This is a genomic window from Pseudoalteromonas issachenkonii (assembly GCF_002310795.1).
In the GTDB taxonomy this organism is placed as follows: domain Bacteria; phylum Pseudomonadota; class Gammaproteobacteria; order Enterobacterales; family Alteromonadaceae; genus Pseudoalteromonas; species Pseudoalteromonas tetraodonis.
The window spans coordinates 1555039-1573156 of record NZ_CP011030.1; the positions used below are offsets into that span (position 1 = coordinate 1555039).

Sequence of the window (18118 nt, forward strand, 5' to 3'; positions counted from 1 at the left end):
AGTCTATCCTTCTACAACTTCAGTCTCATAAAGCAGTTTATTTTGTCGCTCTCGTAAAAATGTAGACTCGTATTTTGTTTTACTATTTTTTTAATACTTTTAACGTGTTATTCATTTTAACGGGTGTTTTTAGCATATAAATTCTTTTTTAATGGGTTTTTATACAAAAGAAACAACAATTTAATTCAACATCAAACACGTGCATCCAGTTTATCTATGATGTTAAAGTGTGAAAATAATGATCGGATAATTAATTTCTTCACTAACAATAGCATTGATCATTTTTCCTATTTCAAATTAAAAAATACCTACGTGGAAGAATAAATATGAATTATATACACACAACCATTGCGCAGTTAAAACAAACGAGCCCTGCGCAATGTGAGTTTTATCAAGCAGTGGAAGAAGTGCTTGACTCACTTGAACCTGTATTTGCGCAAACAAGTCATTACCAACAACAAGCAATTATTCAAAGAATGGTAGAGCCAGAGCGCCAACTAATGTTTCGTGTGCCTTGGGTTGACGATGAGGGCAATATTCAAGTGAATAAAGGCTACCGTATTGAATTTAATTCGGCGTTAGGGCCTTACAAAGGCGGCTTACGTTTTCACCCGAGTGTAAATGCCAGCATTATAAAGTTTTTAGGCTTTGAACAAATTTTTAAAAATGCACTAACAGGTTTGCCTATTGGTGGGGGAAAAGGCGGTGCGAACTTTGATCCTAAAGGACGCTCTGATGGCGAAATTATGCGTTTTTGCCAATCCTTTATGAACGAGCTATACCGCCATATTGGCCCGACTACCGATGTACCTGCCGGCGATATTGGCGTAGGTGCCAGAGAGATTGGCTATATGTTTGGTCAATACAAACGCTTAACAGGGCGTTATGAAGGGGTGCTAACGGGTAAGAGTTTACTTTGGGGTGGATCGCTTGCCCGTAAAGAGGCCACAGGCTATGGCGCTGCCTATTTTGCTAATAATATGCTTGAAGAGCGTAACGATAGCTTATCAGGTAAGCGCTGTTTAATTTCAGGCTCTGGTAATGTGGCTATTTATGCCATGGAAAAGTTATATCAACTTGGTGCAACGCCAATTACCTGTAGTGACTCTAAAGGCACTTTATATGATGAGAATGGTATTGATTTAAAGCTGATAAAACAGCTCAAAGAGCAATCAAGAGGGTGTTTAAGTGACTATTTAGATAGTCATTCACAAGCCAAGTATACGCCTCGCGATGACTACCCAGAGGATGGTCATACGGTATGGCGCTACAGTGCGGATGCGGCATTCCCTTGCGCCACGCAAAATGAATTGACCGAAGCGGATGCAAAAGCGCTACTTGATAATGGCTGTAAATTAGTATGTGAAGGAGCCAATATGCCCTCAACCAAAGAAGCGATTGATTGCTTCATTGAAGCAAAAATAGCTTATGGCCCGGGTAAAGCGGCTAATGCCGGTGGCGTGGCAACCAGCCAACTAGAAATGGCGCAAAATGCCAGTATGCAAAGCTGGACGTTTGAAGAAGTTGATGAAAAGCTCAAGCAAATAATGAAAGATATTTTCACAACAGCAAGCGATACCGCAAAAGAATTTGATCAGCCCGGTAATCTATTACTAGGCGCTAACATCGCTGGTTTTAGACGTGTAGCCGATGCAATGATTGAACAAGGCGTTGTATAGTAGCGCCTCGGCTATTTAATTAACTCTCTACTTTTATTCGTTATATCCTGAATAAGAATTGTTCAGGATATAGCAAAAATAATGTATAATATTATTTAATAAGGTAAATTTAACTCGCTAATTAATAACAATAAACTATAGTGTGGATAAGGATCAGTGAGCTTATTAAGGAGAGTGCAGGTGCGTCTTATTCCCGCAATTTTTTATTTTTCAAGTGCGACAGAGCACGACTTCCAAAATCAACTTAATAAAAGCTCAATGCGTCTTGCTGATGCATCACTCTACCTTGTAACACTTTTTTTATTGTCTTTTATTTTTATGTCTTGGTTTAATCAACAAGAGCCTGCTAATTCAACCATAACAATTTTACGTGTAGTCATGGTGTTGTTATCGATAGTTCTGATTATTATAAATAAAACACTAAGTTCAGAGTACTTACATTCGCGCTTTTTTAGTTATGCGGTTTTATTTTGTTTTTTATTTAGTTATTTCTTCTGGGTATATGTTCAGCGTTACGGTGAGTTGAAAGAGGGAGGGCCTATGCTTGTAGCGGCTGCATTTATAGCCATACCGATGCTGCACTTAGGACATAAACTGGTTTTATGGTCAATAATCGGCATTGCCTTGATATTTATTGAGCTTTTTTCTTCTACTTCGATTGTATGGACACTTTATTTTTATTTTAGCATGGTGATTGTATTGGCTATTGTGCAATATCAACTAGATACCTTATTAAGAAAGCAATATAAAGCGGAGTTATTTGAAACGGAAAAAGCCAACACCGATCAGTTAACAGGTATGCATAATCGGCATAGTTTTGATCGGCGCTGTAAAGCATTAATTAACAAGTTATCGCCATCACAATATTTAGGGTTAGCCATGATTGATGTCGACTATTTTAAAAAATATAACGATAACTACGGCCACTTAGAGGGAGATAACGTACTAATAGCAGTAGCAAACCGATTAAAACATTGTGACGCTGATATTGTGGTGCGTTTTGGTGGTGAAGAATTCATATTGGTAAAAACATTGCAAGCGAATGAGCTAGATTGGTTAAGTGACTTACCTAAGTGCTTCGCAGACGACCCCATTGCACACCAATATTCACCTTTTAACCGTATTACTGTCTCTGCCGGTATTGCAATTGATCAATACACGACATACAGACCTTCAATAAAATCATTGTTAGCAACAGCTGATGTAGGGGTTTATAAAGCTAAAAATGCAGGACGAAATATCAGTATTACCGATTTTGTTGACCCTAAACAACCTGAAATTGAGTAAGACAATGCAAAGCACTAAGCTGATAGTGCTTCGCATTGAATCGGATTACGAAAATGCAGATTCGGCGAGCTCTTCTTGCATTTGTTCACGCATTTTAAATTTTTGCAATTTGCCGGTTACCGTCATCGGGTAATTTTCAACAAAGCGAATGTATTTAGGTTGTTTAAAGTAGGCGAGTTTGTCCTTTAAAAACAGACGAATTGCTTGCTCATCTAGTACTTCACCTTCTTTGGGTTGGATCCAAGCACAGACTTCTTCACCGAATTTTTCATCACTAATGCCAAAAATAGCGGCGTCTTGTATACCCGGATAGGTGTAAAGCACTTCTTCAATTTCACGCGGATAAATGTTTTCACCACCACGAATAATCATGTCTTTAATTCTGCCAACAATGCTGACAAAGCCCTCACTGTCCATTACCCCTAAATCGCCCGAGTGCAGCCAGCCTTCATTGTCGATAGTAGCTTTGGTTTTCTCTTCATCATTCCAATAGCAACGCATAATGCCGGCCCCACGGCTACAGACTTCACCAGGCTGCCCGATTTTTTGAATGTCACCAACCTCATCAATAATTTTTACTTCGGTGTGTGCAAGTGCTCGGCCAACCGTAGTGACTTGACGCTCAATAGAAGAGTCGGTTTCGGTAATGTTATTAATTGGGCTGCATTCTGTTTGCCCATAGGCAATTACCACCTGATTCATATTCATGAGTGTTTGTACTTTACGCATCACCTGTTCAGGACAAGTTGAGCCTGCCATAACACCCGTTCGCAGTGTACTTAAGTCATACTCGTTAAAGTTATTAAGCTCTAACTCGCTGATAAACATAGTGGGTACACCATGAAGGCCGGTGCATTTTTCTTGTTGTACCACCTCTAATGTAGTTTTTGGATCAAAAGAATCACTTGGATAAATTGCAGCGGCCCCTTTACTGACACACAATAAACTGCCTAATACCATGCCAAAGCAGTGATATAGCGGAACAGGAATACAGAGCTTATCGCGCTCAGTAAAGTGCATAGCTTGTGCGACTAAAAGCGCATTATTCAATATATTTTTATGCGTCAACGTAGCCCCTTTAGGGTTTCCTGTTGTGCCAGAGGTAAATTGAATATTGATATCTTGATTGCAATCGAGGGTTTTGGCCACCGCTTGCAGTTCTAATTTATGTGCATCGGTGGGCATGCTCATAACCTCATTAAATGAGAACATCCCATCGACGGGTTCATCACCAATACAAATTACATTTTTTAAAGTGGGTAATTTGGCTGCGGTTAATTCACCTTTGTTACAACCGCTAAGCTCAGGAGCTAAACTTTGCAGCATATTAATATAGTGGCTGCCTTTAAATTCAGTGGCGGTTATAAGCGTAGAGCATTCCACACTGTTTAGTGCATATTGCAGTTCACTAGGGCGGTAAGCTGGGTTAATGCATACCATAATGGCACCTATTTTAGCGGTGGCAAATTGTGTTAAGCACCACTGTATATTGTTCGGTGACCAAATACCGACCCGTTCACCAGGTTTTACCCCTAAAGACAGTAACCCCATAGCAAGTTGATTAATCTGCTGTTGAAATTGCTTATAGCTTAAACGTATATTTTGATGGGCAACGACTACGGCCAGAGCGTCTGGGTTATTGTCGACAATGGCGTCAAAGTAATCGCCTATGGTTTGTTCTACTAATGGTGTGCTCTGAATTCCTTTAAAATAGCTGTTTGATAGCGGTATAGTGTTTATTTGCTCTACTTCTTTTATCACTTTTTGTGTCGCTTTCATGACATACTCCATGTTTTTATTTTTGAGAGGCCTGCTGTTTAAATAAACACGAATTGTCGACAAAAGGAAGAGGGTTAGACTAATGTATTATACCAATCGGCAATAATACTAAATCATTTTGAGGGGGCAAATCAGACGCTAGCTGTGTTAAAATTTCTCATTTAGAACAACTAACTAACGAAATTTTTGCTTTGATATCGACACGATTTTCCTCCCTCAAATTAGATCACTTAGTTAAGCGAATTGGTATTACTGTTTTTATGTAGAATTTAAAGACAAAAAAACGCGTACTCTCTAGCGAATACGCGTTTTTATAAGGATGTAATTAATTTACATTTCGTCGCTGCGATACGTTTTTTTCATGATGTAAACGTAAGCATTAACAAATGCATTTTCTTGATACTTTTTAAGACCGGTGTCTTCAAACGCGATAGGTATCGGATTACGTTTTACTTGTTCTTTTATTTCGGTGGTTGAAAACACGCGTACATCGAGATTATCGATTAACTGAATAGCGGTTTCCATTTTGAATCCTTTAGCGCTGCCAGCAAACTTACCTTTAGGTTGGCGTTCGCGAATGGCAACCGAATCAATTTGGTAATCTTGCATTAACTTGGCAAAATCAAACTGAAACTTACGCATTACTTCAGTGTCGTTACCGTTACCTAAGGTAAAGCGTGTTTGGCGCACATCACGAATATCAAAAACGTCATTATCTTTACTTAAAATACAAAGTAGTACATCACTACCGGTAATTTCTACACCACATGTTCTCATTGCTAATCTCTACTATAACTTAATTACCCGTTATTATACGCAACACGCATTAAAATGCGAGTTTAAGCACTTACAGTGGTGTTTTTGTTAGCGCTTAACGTCCATTCGTCATTTTGATGTAACAAGGTCTGTTTATCTTTGCGGCTAAATGTGCAGCCCTCCTTTTTTTAGCCAAGACAGCGCTATGGGTTGTTTACTTTAAATAGGTGTGAGCGTTGCTCAATTTTTTACTTAGCGCCAGGTGATAGCTCCCGGGCTTTAACTAAATCGCCCCTAGATTGAACAAATCCTAATACAGAAAACCAACAGACTCCTATTAAACGTTATTAATTGCACTTTTATGGTAAAATTGGGTGGTTTTTAATAGCTTAAAACTTGTAATTAATGCTGCAGCACGCGACAATAACTCTCTTGTAGTTGAGCAGACTCAGCATCTACATTAGCCATTTTTGGCGAAAAATAGTCAATGCTTATTCGTAAAAGCGTTGTCGAGTCATTCTCATTTAATTAATTAAAAATACACGTGATACATTGTAGGTGTCACCACTGTATGTAAGGATTTATAATGCCAGTTATTACTCTTCCTGACGGTAGTCAGCGTAGTTTTGAAAACCCTGTAAGCACACTTGATGTAGCAAACGATATAGGCCCAGGTCTTGCTAAAGCCACCATTGCGGGTCGTGTTAATGGCGAACGCGTAGATGCGTGTGATTTAATTAGTGACGATTCTCGTCTTGAGATCATTACCGCAAAAGACGACGATGGCCTAGAGATTATTCGCCACTCGTGTGCGCACTTAATTGGTCATGCTGTTAAACAACTTTTCCCTGATGCAAAAATGGCGATTGGTCCAACAATTGATAACGGTTTTTACTACGATATTGATATGGAACATTCGTTATCTCAAGATGATCTTGATGCCATTGAAAAACGTATGCTACAGCTTGCAAAAACAAACTACGACGTAGTGAAAAAAACCGTTAGCTGGCAAGAAGCGCGCGACACTTTTGCAGCGCGTGGCGAAACATACAAAATTGAAATACTAGACGAAAATATCGCACAAGATGACCGTCCAGGTTTATATCATCACGAAGAATACATCGATATGTGTCGTGGTCCTCATGTGCCAAACATGAAGTTTTGTCAAAACTTTAAAATTATGAAAGTGGCCGGCGCATACTGGCGCGGTGATTCTGAAAACAAAATGCTACAGCGTATTTACGGCACAGCATGGGGCGATAAAAAGCAACTTAAAGCGTATTTAAAGCGTTTAGAAGAGGCTGAGAAGCGCGATCACCGTCGTATCGGTAAAGCACTCGATTTATGGCACTGGCAAGAAGAAGCGCCAGGTATGGTATTTTGGCATAACGATGGTTGGAGCATTTACCGCGAGCTAGAAGACTTTGTGCGTGAAAAATTACGTGAGTACCAATACGAAGAAGTGAAAGGTCCAATGATGATGGATCGCTCTTTGTGGGAAAAATCAGGGCATTGGGAAAAGTATTCAGAGGCAATGTTTACCACTGAATCTGAAAAGCGTGAATACGCAATTAAACCAATGAATTGCCCGGGCCACGTACAAATATTCAACCAAGGTTTAAAATCGTACCGTGACTTACCACTGCGTATGGCAGAGTTTGGTTGTTGTCACCGTAATGAGCCATCAGGGGCACTTCACGGTTTAATGCGTGTGCGTGGCTTTACTCAAGATGATGCGCATGTATTTTGTACAGAAGAGCAAATCATGGATGAAGTATCGGCCTGTATTAAAATGGTTTACGATACGTATGAAACATTCGGCTTTGAAAAAATTGTAGTTAAACTTTCAACTCGCCCAGAGCAACGTATTGGCGAAGATGAAATGTGGGACAAAGCAGAGCTTGCACTTGCTGACGCACTTAAAGCAAATGACATTGAATTTGATTATTTACCAGGTGAAGGGGCGTTTTATGGCCCTAAAATTGAATTTACTTTGTACGATTGCTTAGACAGAGCGTGGCAGTGTGGTACAGTGCAACTAGATTTTGCATTACCGGGTCGTTTGGGCGCTACTTATGTAGCTGAAAATAACGAACGTCGCACACCTGTTATGATACACCGCGCTATTTTAGGGTCTATTGAGCGCTTTATCGGTATCTTAACAGAAGAGTACGCTGGTTTATTCCCAACGTGGCTTGCGCCTAAGCAAGTGGTGATTATGAATATCACCGATAAACAAGCACCTTATGTGCAGGAAATTGTACAAAAATTAAATAAACTTGGAATTAGAGCTGCTGCTGACTTGAGAAATGAGAAGATTGGCTTTAAAATCCGAGAACATACACTTAAGCGTATTCCTTACTTACTGGTTGTTGGCGATAAAGAAGTTGAACAACAAGAAGTAGCAGTACGAACTCGCACAGGTGAAGACCTAGGCAAATTTAATGTCGATGATTTTATCGCTAAAATCAGTGAAGAAATCAAAAATCGACAGTAAAAATCGAGCGTGTAGGGCAATCACAAACGGCCAACTACACGCTTATATTATTGATATTCTTGGAGGAACGTACCATTAGAGGCGGCAAGAAAGGGCAACAAACAGCTCAAAAAAATCGTATTAACGAAGAAATTACAGCGCTAGAAGTTCGTTTAATCGACATCGACGGCGAACAAGCTGGAATTCAGTCATTAAAAGACGCGCAAGCTATGGCTGATGCAGCGGGTGTTGATCTTGTAGAGATCAGTCCAAACGCTGAGCCGCCTGTTTGTAAGGTTATGGACTACGGTAAGTTCATCTTTGAAAAAAGCAAAGAACTAAAAGAGCAGAAGAAGAAGCAAAAGCAAATCCAGATTAAAGAAATCAAATTCCGTCCGGGAACGGATGAAGGCGATTATCAGGTTAAGCTGCGCAACTTACGTAAGTTCTTAGAAGCTGGCGATAAAGCTAAGATAACTATCCGCTTCCGTGGTCGTGAAATGGCTCACCAAGAAATTGGTATCGAATTATTAAACCGTATTAAAACCGATTTAGAAGAGTTAGCAGTTGTTGAGTCTTTCCCAAATCGTGTTGAAGGTCGTCAAATGGTTATGATGATGGCACCGGTTGCTAAAAAGTAATAATTAGGCGATAATACGCACCGAATTTAGCTCAGGTTTGCAAGTGATTTGAAAATGTCCACCTGAGTTAACCGGTTTTAAAGTAAAACTGCGGTATTTATATCGGGTTTTCACCGGAATATAGCAGTAAGTTAGGCCTTTAAAGTGGAGCTATAGCAATATATCTCACGCCTTCTTACTAAATTTAAAGCAATACAATTGGAGTTATTGCAATGGCTTACAAGCTAAAAAGTCACAGAGGCGCAGCTAAGCGTTTCAAAAAGACTGCTTCTGGCGGTTTCAAGCGTAAACAAGCGCATCTTCGTCACATTCTGACTAAGAAAACTTCTAAGCGTAAGTTACACCTACGTCCTAAGATGATGGTTCATAAAAATGACCATGGTCTAGTTTCACGTATGTTACCATTCGCTTAATAGGGGTTTTTAGAAATGGCAAGAGTTAAACGCGGCGTTGTCGCACGTGCACGTCACAAAAAAGTTTTAAAACAAGCGAAAGGTTACTACGGAGCACGTTCACGTGTTTACCGCGTAGCTTTCCAGGCTGTTACTAAAGCGGGTCAATACGCTTACCGTGACCGCCGTGCTAAGAAACGTACTTTCCGTCAACTATGGATTGCACGTATCAATGCTGCTTCACGTCAAAATGGTCTGTCTTACAGCCGTTTTATCAATGGTCTTAAAAAGACATCTGTAGAAATCGATCGTAAGATCCTTGCAGATATCGCTGTTTACGACCAAGTTGCATTCGCAGCGCTTGTAGCAAAAGCAAAAGAAGGCCTAGCGGCAGCTTAAGTTTTTGTATAAGTAATGAAAAGGAGCCCATGGCTCCTTTTTTTGTGCCTGTAATTTATTATCTTTTTTATGCGCTTGTAGGCTTTTTCCTTTATTTATTGCCGTTGTGTGTTCGTTTTTTAGGTACTAATTAGCCCTTTTTATTCAGTAGATGTTGATAGCGTGGCTGGGCTGCAACTAAAAATGCCGTTGGCTGTATTTTTTTGTTGAACCACCGCAGTTTTGGCAACTAGAAAAGTTTAATTGCTATAATTTTTCTTAATTAATGGGTTTGTTAGAGAAGTATATGTTTATAAGTTTATTGGTTTTATCTGCAAGTATGGTAAATAGTGATCATTTACCGCCATTATTACCATGGGAAGGTAGTAGTACCTCACTATTGCAACAACAGGGACCCTTAACCACAGACTTTGAAATTTCTGCAGGAGTCTCGTCTCCCAATTATGCTAATACCATGGCATTTGTTGATAGATTAGTGGCTGCGAATCCCACTCAATTTAAATCAAAAACGATTGGCTATAGTAATAGTAAACGAGCAATAAAAATGTTGATTGCTAGTGAGCAAGGTTTTTTTGATGCGGGGCAAATGGCCAATAGCACCAAACCAACCGTGCTTATTCAGGCTGGTATTCACGCTGGTGAGATTGATGGTAAAGATGCGATGTTTATGCTGCTTAGAGATATTGCTACGGGTAAACGACGCGATATATTAAAAAAGGTAAACATTTTATTTATCCCAATATTAAACGTTGATGGTCACGAGCGTAGTAGTGCGTTTAATCGTATTAATCAGCGTGGCCCTGTAAAAATGGGTTTTAGAACAAACGCAAATAATCTTAATTTAAATCGTGATTACACTAAGCTTGATACGCCAGAGGTTAAAAGCGTCCTTCAAGTAATTAATGATTATAATCCGAATTTGTATATTGACGTACACGTGACTGATGGGGCTGATTACCAATACGATGTAACCTATGGCTATAACCCGGTATTTGCTAGCGAGTCGCCTGCCATTTCAGATGCGCTTAACCGTTATTTTAAACCAATGATTGATCAAACCCTCACTGAGCAAGGCCATATTCCGGGCCCTTTAGTGTTTGTTATGGATAAGCAAGAATTTAAATCAGGGCTGGCCGGTTGGGTTGCCACACCGCGGTTTTCAAACGGGTGGGGTGATTTAAAGTCATTGCCTACCATTTTAGTTGAAAACCATTCTTTAAAGCCATACAAACAACGCGTGTTAGGGACTTATGTGTTTATAGATGGTGCTATTGAAGCATTATCAGCGCATAAAGATAAACTCGCTAATGCAGTAAAAAAAGAACAAGAATTTGTTCCTAAGCAATTAATTGTTAAGCGTGGTTATTCTGAGCAGCCTGATCATATCGCGTTTAAAGGTATTGCTTATTCTAAAAGCCTGAGCCCATTGTCAAATCAACAAGAAGTAAGCTATTTGGGTAAAAAACAGGATTATGACAAGCTGCCTATTTTTTGGCAAAAAGAGGTGCAGCACACGGTTGAAGTACCAAAATCATTTTTTATTCCACCTGTTTACACCGATATTATTGAGAAATTAGCCCTGCATGGGGTGTCAGTTAATAAGCTCAGTGGTGCCAACACTCAGCCATTAAAAATGGCAAAAGTAGTGCAATATAGTTTTGATAAAGCGCCATTTGAAGGGCGTTTTAGAGTGTCGGCTAGTTTTGATTATGTACCAGCTACAAATGTGGATTTAGATGGTTGGTTTGAAGTGAGTACGCAGCAAAAGGCAGGAGAGTTAGCTGTCCACTTGCTACATCCTGAAGCACCAGATTCATTTTTTGCTTGGGGGGAGTTTAATACTATTTTTCAGCGCACTGAATATATGGAAAATTATGCTTTGATACCGTTTGCTGAAAAAATGCTTGCTGATGACCCCAAATTAGCCCAAGAATTTGATAAAAAAGTAAATCAGGATAAAGACTTTGCTAAGAACGCTGATGCACGTTTAAATTGGTTATATGAGCATAGCCCATTTTATGATCAAGCTTATTTGAAATACCCAATTTTAATGTCATATGAAGAGAATATAGTTATTCCAGCACAAAAAGATAAAGAAATATAAGATGAAAATAATCACTATTCCCGTAACCCCGTTTATGCAAAATTGCCGCATTATAGTATGTGAACAAACCCAGCAAGCTGTCGTGGTTGACCCTGGCGGTGATGCTGACAAAATTAATGCATCACTTAAGCTGCATAATTTATCATTAGCAGCGATTTGGTTAACCCATGGGCATTTAGATCATGTAGGCGCTGCGCATAATTTACGCGAGCAACACAAGGTAAAGATGATTGGGCCTCATGAGGATGAACGTTTTTGGTTCGACAATTTACCGATGCAAGCCACTATGTTTGGCTTTAAACCGATCAACTCCTTCTATCCTGATGAATGGTTAGCCCATGGTGATAGTATCAAGGTTGGGCAGCTTGAATTTAAAGTACTTCATTGCCCAGGGCATACGCCAGGGCATGTTGTGTTTTATCAACAAGCACACAATACGGTTATCGTCGGGGATGTTATTTTTAAAGGTTCAATAGGGCGTACCGACTTTCCTAAAGGCGACAGCAAGCAGCTAATCGACTCTATAATGCAACATATCATGACATTACCACCGAACACTGCAATTTTAAGTGGCCATGGTGACAACACCCATGTTGCTAATGAACAGGCTACTAACCCATTTGTAAGTGGCCAGTTTGGTTGATGTGCATATTTGTTAAAAATAAGCAGACTGCTTTTTAAAAAGGCTGTATAATTTAACCAATTTATTAGATAAATAAGAAATAAAATGTCTCTAAATCACGTAGATCGCCAAATATTGGCACTTTTACAACAAGATGCAAGTTTATCAACTGCTGAGATTGCAGACAAAGTCGGACTTTCTCAGTCTCCTTGTTGGCGTCGTATTGCTAAATTAGAACAAGATGGCTACATCAAAAGTAAAGTCGCATTGCTTGATGAAAAAAAGCTGGGCTTTGATATGTTGGTTTACGCCCATGTACGTTTATCAAACCATGGTAAAAAGAATTTAGCTGAGTTTGAAAAATTAATACTTAGCTATGATGAAGTGACTGAATGTTACACCATGGCTGGCACTATGGACTTTATGTTGCGTATTATTTCTCAAGGCATAGAAGGTTATGAGCACTTTGTACGCGATAACTTGCTTAGCTTAGAATATGTACAAGAGGTTCATTCTAATGTGACCATGACGTGTGTTAAACGAAGCACGGCACTGCCACTTTAAACTTTACTAAGCAGCTAAAAACACACAGGCTGAATTAACTATAATTGTGAAATGAGCGCTAATTTGATAAAATCTAGCGCTTTTTTTGTTAGCGAAATAAAACTGAGGAACTCAATGTTTAACTTACTCAGCAGAGCGCCAAGCTCTGCTAAAAACGATATTCTCTCTGGATTGACAGTGGCACTTGCCTTGATCCCAGAAGCTGTTGCATTTGCCTTTGTTGCAAATGTAGAACCTCTTGTAGGTTTATACGCCGCATTTATTGTGGGCTTAATTACGGCTATTTTTGGTGGTCGTCCGGGTATGATTTCGGGTGCAACCGGTGCATTAGCGGTTGTGATGGTAAGTTTAGTACTTGATCACGGAGTGGAATACCTATTTGCCACTGTGTTGCTGATGGGACTACTACAAATATTGGCTGGGGTATTTAAGCTCGGTAAATTTATTCGTATGGTTCCGCATCCTGTTATGCTCGGTTTCGTTAACGGTTTAGCGATTGTTATATTTTTAGCCCAGCTTGGACAGTTTAAAGTGCCTGATGGTGCTGGCGGCCAAATGTGGATGACGGGCAGTGCGCTTTACATCATGTTAGGTTTAGTGGCGCTAACGATGGCAATTATTCACTTTTTACCAAAATTAACTACCGCAGTGCCTTCATCACTGGTTGCTATTGTTACTGTAACGGGTTTAGTGATTGGTCTTGATTTAGAAGCGCGTACAGTACTTGATTTCTTAAAAGGCATGACAGGAAATGAAGCTGCAACCATTGCCGGTGGCTTACCACAGTTTCATATTCCTATGGTCCCTTTTAACCTAGAAACACTACAAATTATCTTTCCATATGCGCTTATTCTTGCAGCAATTGGCTTAATTGAATCGCTGTTAACGCTAAGCTTGATTGACGAAATTACAGAAACCCGTGGCCATTCTAATAAAGAATGTATTGGCCAAGGTGCGGCCAACGTCACATGTGGTTTTTTTGGTGCAATGGGTGGCTGTGCCATGATTGGCCAATCTATGATCAACATTAATTCAGGTGGGCGTTCGCGTTTATCAGGTATTAGTGCCGCATTGATGTTACTTGCATTTATTATCTTCGCTTCAAGCTTAATCGAAATGATTCCACTGGCGGCATTAGTTGGGGTTATGTTTATGGTGGTGCTGGGTACGTTTGAATGGGCGAGTTTCAAAATGATGAAACGCGTCCCTTTATCTGATGCTTTTGTAATTGTATTAGTTTCGGGTGTAACGGTTATTACCGACCTTGCGATTGCGGTGTGTGTAGGTGTTATTGTCTCTGCGTTAGTGTTTGCATGGCAGCATGCAAAACATATTTACACAACTAACTATATTGATAAAGAAGGTTCAAAAGTGTACGAGCTACATGGGCCTTTATTTTTTGGTTCGGTTAAAAACTTTGCTGATTTATTTGATGTTAAGAATGACCCTAAAGATGTGATTGTTGAGTTTAAATACAGTCGCGTTGCGGATCATAGTGCGATTGAGGCCATCGACAGCTTAGCTGACAAATACAATAAAGCGGGTAAAAAGCTGCACTTGCGTCACTTAAGTAAAGACTGTACAGAACTACTTCATAAAGCACGTGACTTAGTTGAAGTGAACGTAATTGAAGATCCGACTTATAAAGTTGCTTCAGATAAGCTTGCTTAAAAAATAAAAGTAAACATTGATAAGCGAAAGGTGGATGCCTTTCGCTTTTTTTATGCGCTTTAAACCATCCGCAAGGGGTAATTGCAACACGAGTTTTAGCCTGTTTAACGTAACAACTAAACCAGAACTGAACATCCATCCTGTATTTATTTAATTTATTGTTTGCGATAGGGCTATTAAAAAGTAAGACAGTTGGTAGTGCTATACCCGACGATAAATCGATATAATAGTGACAAATTTACAAGGTAATAATTAATTTTGAATTGGCAGTCTTTAATTGATAACAGACAACGTTTTTTCTGGCTTTTGCAAATTGCAGGCTGGATAGGTTATGCGTTAGTTAACTATATTGGTTCTAAAGTATTCGAAATGCGTGATATTTACGTATTCGTTATTTTACTAAACGCCTATGCGGGCTGTTTAATGACTGTGCCTCTGCGTTATATTTATCGCAAAATTTGGAATGCCTCACCTTGGGTATTAATTATTGTTGTATTTGGCGCCTCTTATATAACCGGTACATTATGGGCCGTGGTGCAAAAGTTTAACCTGTGGGAAATTTATCGCCACGGATACCGTCCTGAAGAATGGTTTTATTATTTACAACAAGGACTTGATTCTGTTTATATTATTTTGTGTTGGAGTGGTTTGTACTTTGGGGTTAAGTATTACCAGTTATTACAAAGTGAACGTCAAAAAGCCTTAAAAGCGACCACAATGGCGCACGAAGCGCAGTTAAAAATGCTTAGATACCAGCTAAATCCTCATTTTTTGTTTAATACGCTCAATGCAATATCAACCTTAGTTTTGGTAAAAGAAAATAAAGATGCTAACTTGATGGTATCTAAATTGAGTGACTTTTTACGCTATACGCTTAATACTGATCCAATTAAAAAAGTGCCGCTGGAGCAAGAGTTACATGCATTAATGCTCTATTTAGAAATTGAACGTGTACGTTTTGATGAGCGCTTACAAGTTAATGTGGACGTGAGTGAGCAGGCCAAACAAGCATTAGTGCCGAGCTTAATATTACAACCGATCATCGAAAATGCCATTAAGTACGCCATTGCCCATATGTCAGAAGGTGGTGTTATTGATATAAAAGCGCAAGTTTTTGCTAATGAATTATTACTTGAAGTGGGCGATAATGGGCCTGGCACTGATATTGAAAATGGTCAGTTAGTTAATGCACAAGGCGTAGGGGTAGCAAACACCCGAGACAGATTAAAAACGCTCTACGAAAATAATTACTCGTTTGTATTATCACATAATACGCCAAGTGGATTAAAAGTTAATCTGCGAGTCCCGTTTGAGAAGGCTGTGAAGAAATGACAAGAATAAAAACGCTTATTGTTGATGATGAACCATTAGCACGTAAAGGTTTAGCCGTCAGGCTTGAAGAGTTTTCTGATATTGAAGTGATCAAACTGTGTAGTTCAGGTTTTGATGCGATTGAAAGTTGTAAAAACGAAAAAATTGATCTTGTCTTTCTTGATATTCAAATGCCTGGTATGAACGGTTTTGAAGTCGCACGTGCTTTAAGTGAAAGCAGTAAAGATTTACCTGCCATTGTGTTTGTTACGGCGTTTGATCACTTTGCTGTTAAAGCATTTGAAATTCATGCTTTAGATTACATTTTAAAACCCGTTGATGATAACAGATTAAAACAGGCGGTAGAAAAAGTGCATACCTATTTAAAAACTCAGCAGGATAACGCCCATAAGAAAAAACTAGCGAGCTTCGTAGCAGGGATAACAGGCAATAACTGCGAAGAAATTTTAAAGAAATTAGCCACAGGCGATACCCTTACGGATCGTCGTTATCCTGAGTCATTGGCCGTAAAAGAGCAGGGCGAAATTGTCAGAGTACCCGTTGCTACTATACAGTGGGTAGATGCGGCAGGTGATTACATGTGTCTGCATTGCCAAGATGGGCAAACGCATATATTACGTAAAACCATGAAAGAGCTTGAACAAGAATTAGATCCAAGCTTATTTGTACGTGTTCATCGCAGCGCGATTGTTAACACCAAACAAATTAGCAAGTTGGTAACTCAGGTTAGTGGTGAATATTTATTAGTGTTAGATAACGGACAAGAGCTTAAAGTAAGTAGAAGTTACCGTGATAAAGTAAAAGCAGCATTAGCTAGCTAACTTTAATAAATAGCATAAAAAAACGCGAGCTTTTAGCTCGCGTTTTTTTATGCGCGTTACAGTTACGAAACCGTGACTATTTTCATCGTGTTGGTTGCACCAATCGTTTCCATCGCATCACCGTGGGTAATAATCACGGTATCGCCTGCTTGTAAAGAGCCTGCGGCTACAAGTGTGCTTAATGCATCTTTAACCATGCTATCTTTTTCACATTTTGTAGAGTCAAAAAATACAGGGTAAACACCACGATACAGTGCTGTTTGACCTAATGTACTTGCATGACGTGAAAGTGAATAAATAGGCAGTCCAGAGCTAATACGCGACATCAATTTTGCCGTACTACCTGACTCAGTAAGGGTAATAATCGCTTTAACAGAGTCTAAGTGGTTAGCTGCATACATAGCTGATAAGGCAATTGATTCGGCATTAGAAGAAAAACGGCTGTCTAAACGATGTTTAGAAACGTGTGTTTCTTTTTGTGATTCAGCACCTAAACAAACACGCGCCATAGTAGCAACGGTTTCTTCCGGGTAATCACCAGCGGCTGTTTCAGCAGAAAGCATCACTGCATCTGTGCCATCAAGTACTGCATTGGCAACATCCATAACTTCTGCACGTGTTGGCATAGGGTTATCGATCATCGATTCCATCATTTGCGTAGCGGTTACAACGGTACGGTTCAATGAACGAGCACGACGAATAATGAGTTTTTGTTTACCCATTAGTGCAGCATCACCAATTTCAACACCTAAGTCGCCACGGGCAACCATAACAGCGTCAGACGCTAAAATAATGTCATCAACTGCTTCTTGTGTTTCTACTGCTTCAGCACGCTCAATTTTAGCTAAAAGCTGTGCATTAGAGCCTGCAGCCTCCGCTAATGAACGCACATAACGCATATCATCGCCACTGCGAGGAAAAGAAACGGCAATGTAATCAACGCCAATTTCAGCAGCGGTGATTAAATCTTCTTTATCTTTTTCCGTAAATGCAGGTGCTGTTAAGCCTCCACCTAAACGGTTAATCCCTTTATTATTAGAAAGTACGCCGCCAACAGTCACAATGGTATGAACTAAGTTACCTTCAACACTTTCTACGGTGAGTTGAATTAAGCCATCGTTTAATAGCAATAAATCACCAGGGGCAACATCTTGTGGTAGCTCTTTGTAGTCAATACCGACGGCGTTAATATCGCCTTGGCCTTTTTCCATTTTGGCATCAAGAATAAATTTTGCACCAACAGATAAGGTCACTTTGCCTTCTTTGAAGGTTGAAACGCGAATTTTTGGGCCTTGTAAGTCAGCGAGAATCGCGATGTGCTTACCAAGTTTAGTTGCAATATCTCGAACAGCTTGTGCACGGTCTTTATGATCTTGTGCAACACCGTGTGAGAAATTTAATCGAACGACATTTGCGCCTGCACGAATAATTTTTTCTAAGTTATTATCTCTATCTGTTGCAGGTCCAAGTGTCGCGACTATTTTTGTACGTCTTAACATTAAATTCTCCTGTGTGCTTTTTTTAAGCAAGTTGACGGTTATTTTGTTTTTAGCGATTACTAATAAAGAGCAATCTTTAGTTTTATGCAATTTTTA

The 18118-nt window shown here is 39.5% G+C and carries 15 protein-coding genes; 12 read left to right on the plus strand and 3 right to left on the minus strand.

Features of this window, described 5'->3' with window-relative positions:
• The first annotated feature begins 326 nt into the window (after nt 1–326).
• Complete coding sequence (gene gdhA / locus PISS_RS07155) at nt 327–1679, plus strand: NADP-specific glutamate dehydrogenase (protein ID WP_028835295.1); 1353 nt, start codon at nt 327–329, stop codon at nt 1677–1679.
• 180 nt (nt 1680–1859) lie between these two features.
• Nucleotides 1860–2966, plus strand: coding sequence for a GGDEF domain-containing protein (locus tag PISS_RS07160; protein WP_058154553.1), 1107 nt, complete (start codon nt 1860–1862; stop codon nt 2964–2966).
• Nucleotides 2967–3011: 45 nt separating this feature from the next.
• Here the strand turns inward: PISS_RS07160 and PISS_RS07165 are convergent, their stop codons facing one another.
• A complete protein-coding gene (locus PISS_RS07165) occupies nt 3012–4745 on the minus strand; it encodes an AMP-binding protein (RefSeq protein ID WP_058154554.1) in 1734 nt (577 codons plus the stop codon).
• A 330-nt stretch (nt 4746–5075) separates the two neighbouring features.
• Complete coding sequence (locus PISS_RS07170) at nt 5076–5522, minus strand: DUF3010 family protein (protein WP_008110482.1); 447 nt, start codon at nt 5520–5522, stop codon at nt 5076–5078.
• Between the two features lie 565 nt (nt 5523–6087).
• Between PISS_RS07170 and thrS the strand changes: the two genes are divergently transcribed.
• The 10 genes from thrS to PISS_RS07220 all read left to right on the plus strand — a co-directional run bounded on the left by thrS (nt 6088) and on the right by PISS_RS07220 (nt 16523).
• Nucleotides 6088–7998, plus strand: coding sequence for a threonine--tRNA ligase (thrS, locus tag PISS_RS07175; protein ID WP_024601037.1), 1911 nt, complete (start codon nt 6088–6090; stop codon nt 7996–7998).
• A 59-nt stretch (nt 7999–8057) separates the two neighbouring features.
• Entirely contained in the window at nt 8058–8618 is a 561-nt protein-coding gene (gene infC / locus PISS_RS07180) for a translation initiation factor IF-3 (RefSeq protein WP_008110479.1), read from the plus strand.
• A gap of 212 nt (nt 8619–8830) precedes the next feature.
• Nucleotides 8831–9031 (plus strand): 50S ribosomal protein L35, encoded by a 201-nt coding sequence (gene rpmI / locus PISS_RS07185; RefSeq protein WP_004587840.1) that lies wholly within the window; start codon nt 8831–8833, stop codon nt 9029–9031.
• Nucleotides 9032–9046: 15 nt separating this feature from the next.
• A complete protein-coding gene (rplT, locus tag PISS_RS07190) occupies nt 9047–9409 on the plus strand; it encodes a 50S ribosomal protein L20 (protein WP_008110477.1) in 363 nt (120 codons plus the stop codon).
• A 286-nt stretch (nt 9410–9695) separates the two neighbouring features.
• Nucleotides 9696–11513: a M14 family metallopeptidase gene (locus PISS_RS07195; RefSeq protein ID WP_096040832.1), complete on the plus strand. Its 1818-nt coding sequence runs from the start codon at nt 9696–9698 to the stop codon at nt 11511–11513.
• 1 nt (nt 11514) lies between these two features.
• Nucleotides 11515–12156: an MBL fold metallo-hydrolase gene (locus tag PISS_RS07200; RefSeq protein ID WP_058154555.1), complete on the plus strand. Its 642-nt coding sequence runs from the start codon at nt 11515–11517 to the stop codon at nt 12154–12156.
• Between the two features lie 84 nt (nt 12157–12240).
• Nucleotides 12241–12699, plus strand: coding sequence for an Lrp/AsnC family transcriptional regulator (locus tag PISS_RS07205; protein WP_008110469.1), 459 nt, complete (start codon nt 12241–12243; stop codon nt 12697–12699).
• A gap of 114 nt (nt 12700–12813) precedes the next feature.
• Nucleotides 12814–14370 carry a SulP family inorganic anion transporter gene (locus PISS_RS07210; protein ID WP_008110467.1) on the plus strand — a complete coding sequence of 519 codons (1557 nt, stop codon included), beginning with the start codon at nt 12814–12816 and terminating at the stop codon, nt 14368–14370.
• A gap of 258 nt (nt 14371–14628) precedes the next feature.
• On the plus strand, nt 14629–15702 hold the full coding sequence (locus tag PISS_RS07215) for a sensor histidine kinase (RefSeq protein WP_008110465.1): 1074 nt from the start codon (nt 14629–14631) through the stop codon (nt 15700–15702).
• A complete protein-coding gene (locus PISS_RS07220) occupies nt 15699–16523 on the plus strand; it encodes a LytR/AlgR family response regulator transcription factor (protein ID WP_008110464.1) in 825 nt (274 codons plus the stop codon). Before PISS_RS07215 ends, PISS_RS07220 begins: the two co-directional genes overlap by 4 nt.
• 62 nt (nt 16524–16585) lie before the next feature.
• On the opposite strand, the gene pyk is transcribed toward PISS_RS07220, so the two are convergent.
• Nucleotides 16586–18022 (minus strand): pyruvate kinase, encoded by a 1437-nt coding sequence (gene pyk, locus PISS_RS07225; protein WP_036956445.1) that lies wholly within the window; start codon nt 18020–18022, stop codon nt 16586–16588.
• Nucleotides 18023–18118 lie beyond the last annotated feature (96 nt).

Bases quoted from the DNA above. Each gene is read 5' to 3' on its own strand.
- gdhA (WP_028835295.1), top strand. From the start codon at position 327: ATGAATTATATACACACAACCATTGCGCAGTTAAAACAAACGAGCCCT.
- PISS_RS07165 (WP_058154554.1), bottom strand. From the start codon at position 4,745: ATGAAAGCGACACAAAAAGTGATAAAAGAAGTAGAGCAAATAAACACT.
- PISS_RS07170 (WP_008110482.1), bottom strand. From the start codon at position 5,522: ATGAGAACATGTGGTGTAGAAATTACCGGTAGTGATGTACTACTTTGT.
- thrS (WP_024601037.1), top strand. From the start codon at position 6,088: ATGCCAGTTATTACTCTTCCTGACGGTAGTCAGCGTAGTTTTGAAAAC.
- rpmI (WP_004587840.1), top strand. From the start codon at position 8,831: ATGGCTTACAAGCTAAAAAGTCACAGAGGCGCAGCTAAGCGTTTCAAA.
- rplT (WP_008110477.1), top strand. From the start codon at position 9,047: ATGGCAAGAGTTAAACGCGGCGTTGTCGCACGTGCACGTCACAAAAAA.
- PISS_RS07195 (WP_096040832.1), top strand. From the start codon at position 9,696: ATGTTTATAAGTTTATTGGTTTTATCTGCAAGTATGGTAAATAGTGAT.
- PISS_RS07200 (WP_058154555.1), top strand. From the start codon at position 11,515: ATGAAAATAATCACTATTCCCGTAACCCCGTTTATGCAAAATTGCCGC.
- PISS_RS07205 (WP_008110469.1), top strand. From the start codon at position 12,241: ATGTCTCTAAATCACGTAGATCGCCAAATATTGGCACTTTTACAACAA.
- PISS_RS07210 (WP_008110467.1), top strand. From the start codon at position 12,814: ATGTTTAACTTACTCAGCAGAGCGCCAAGCTCTGCTAAAAACGATATT.
- PISS_RS07220 (WP_008110464.1), top strand. From the start codon at position 15,699: ATGACAAGAATAAAAACGCTTATTGTTGATGATGAACCATTAGCACGT.
- pyk (WP_036956445.1), bottom strand. From the start codon at position 18,022: ATGTTAAGACGTACAAAAATAGTCGCGACACTTGGACCTGCAACAGAT.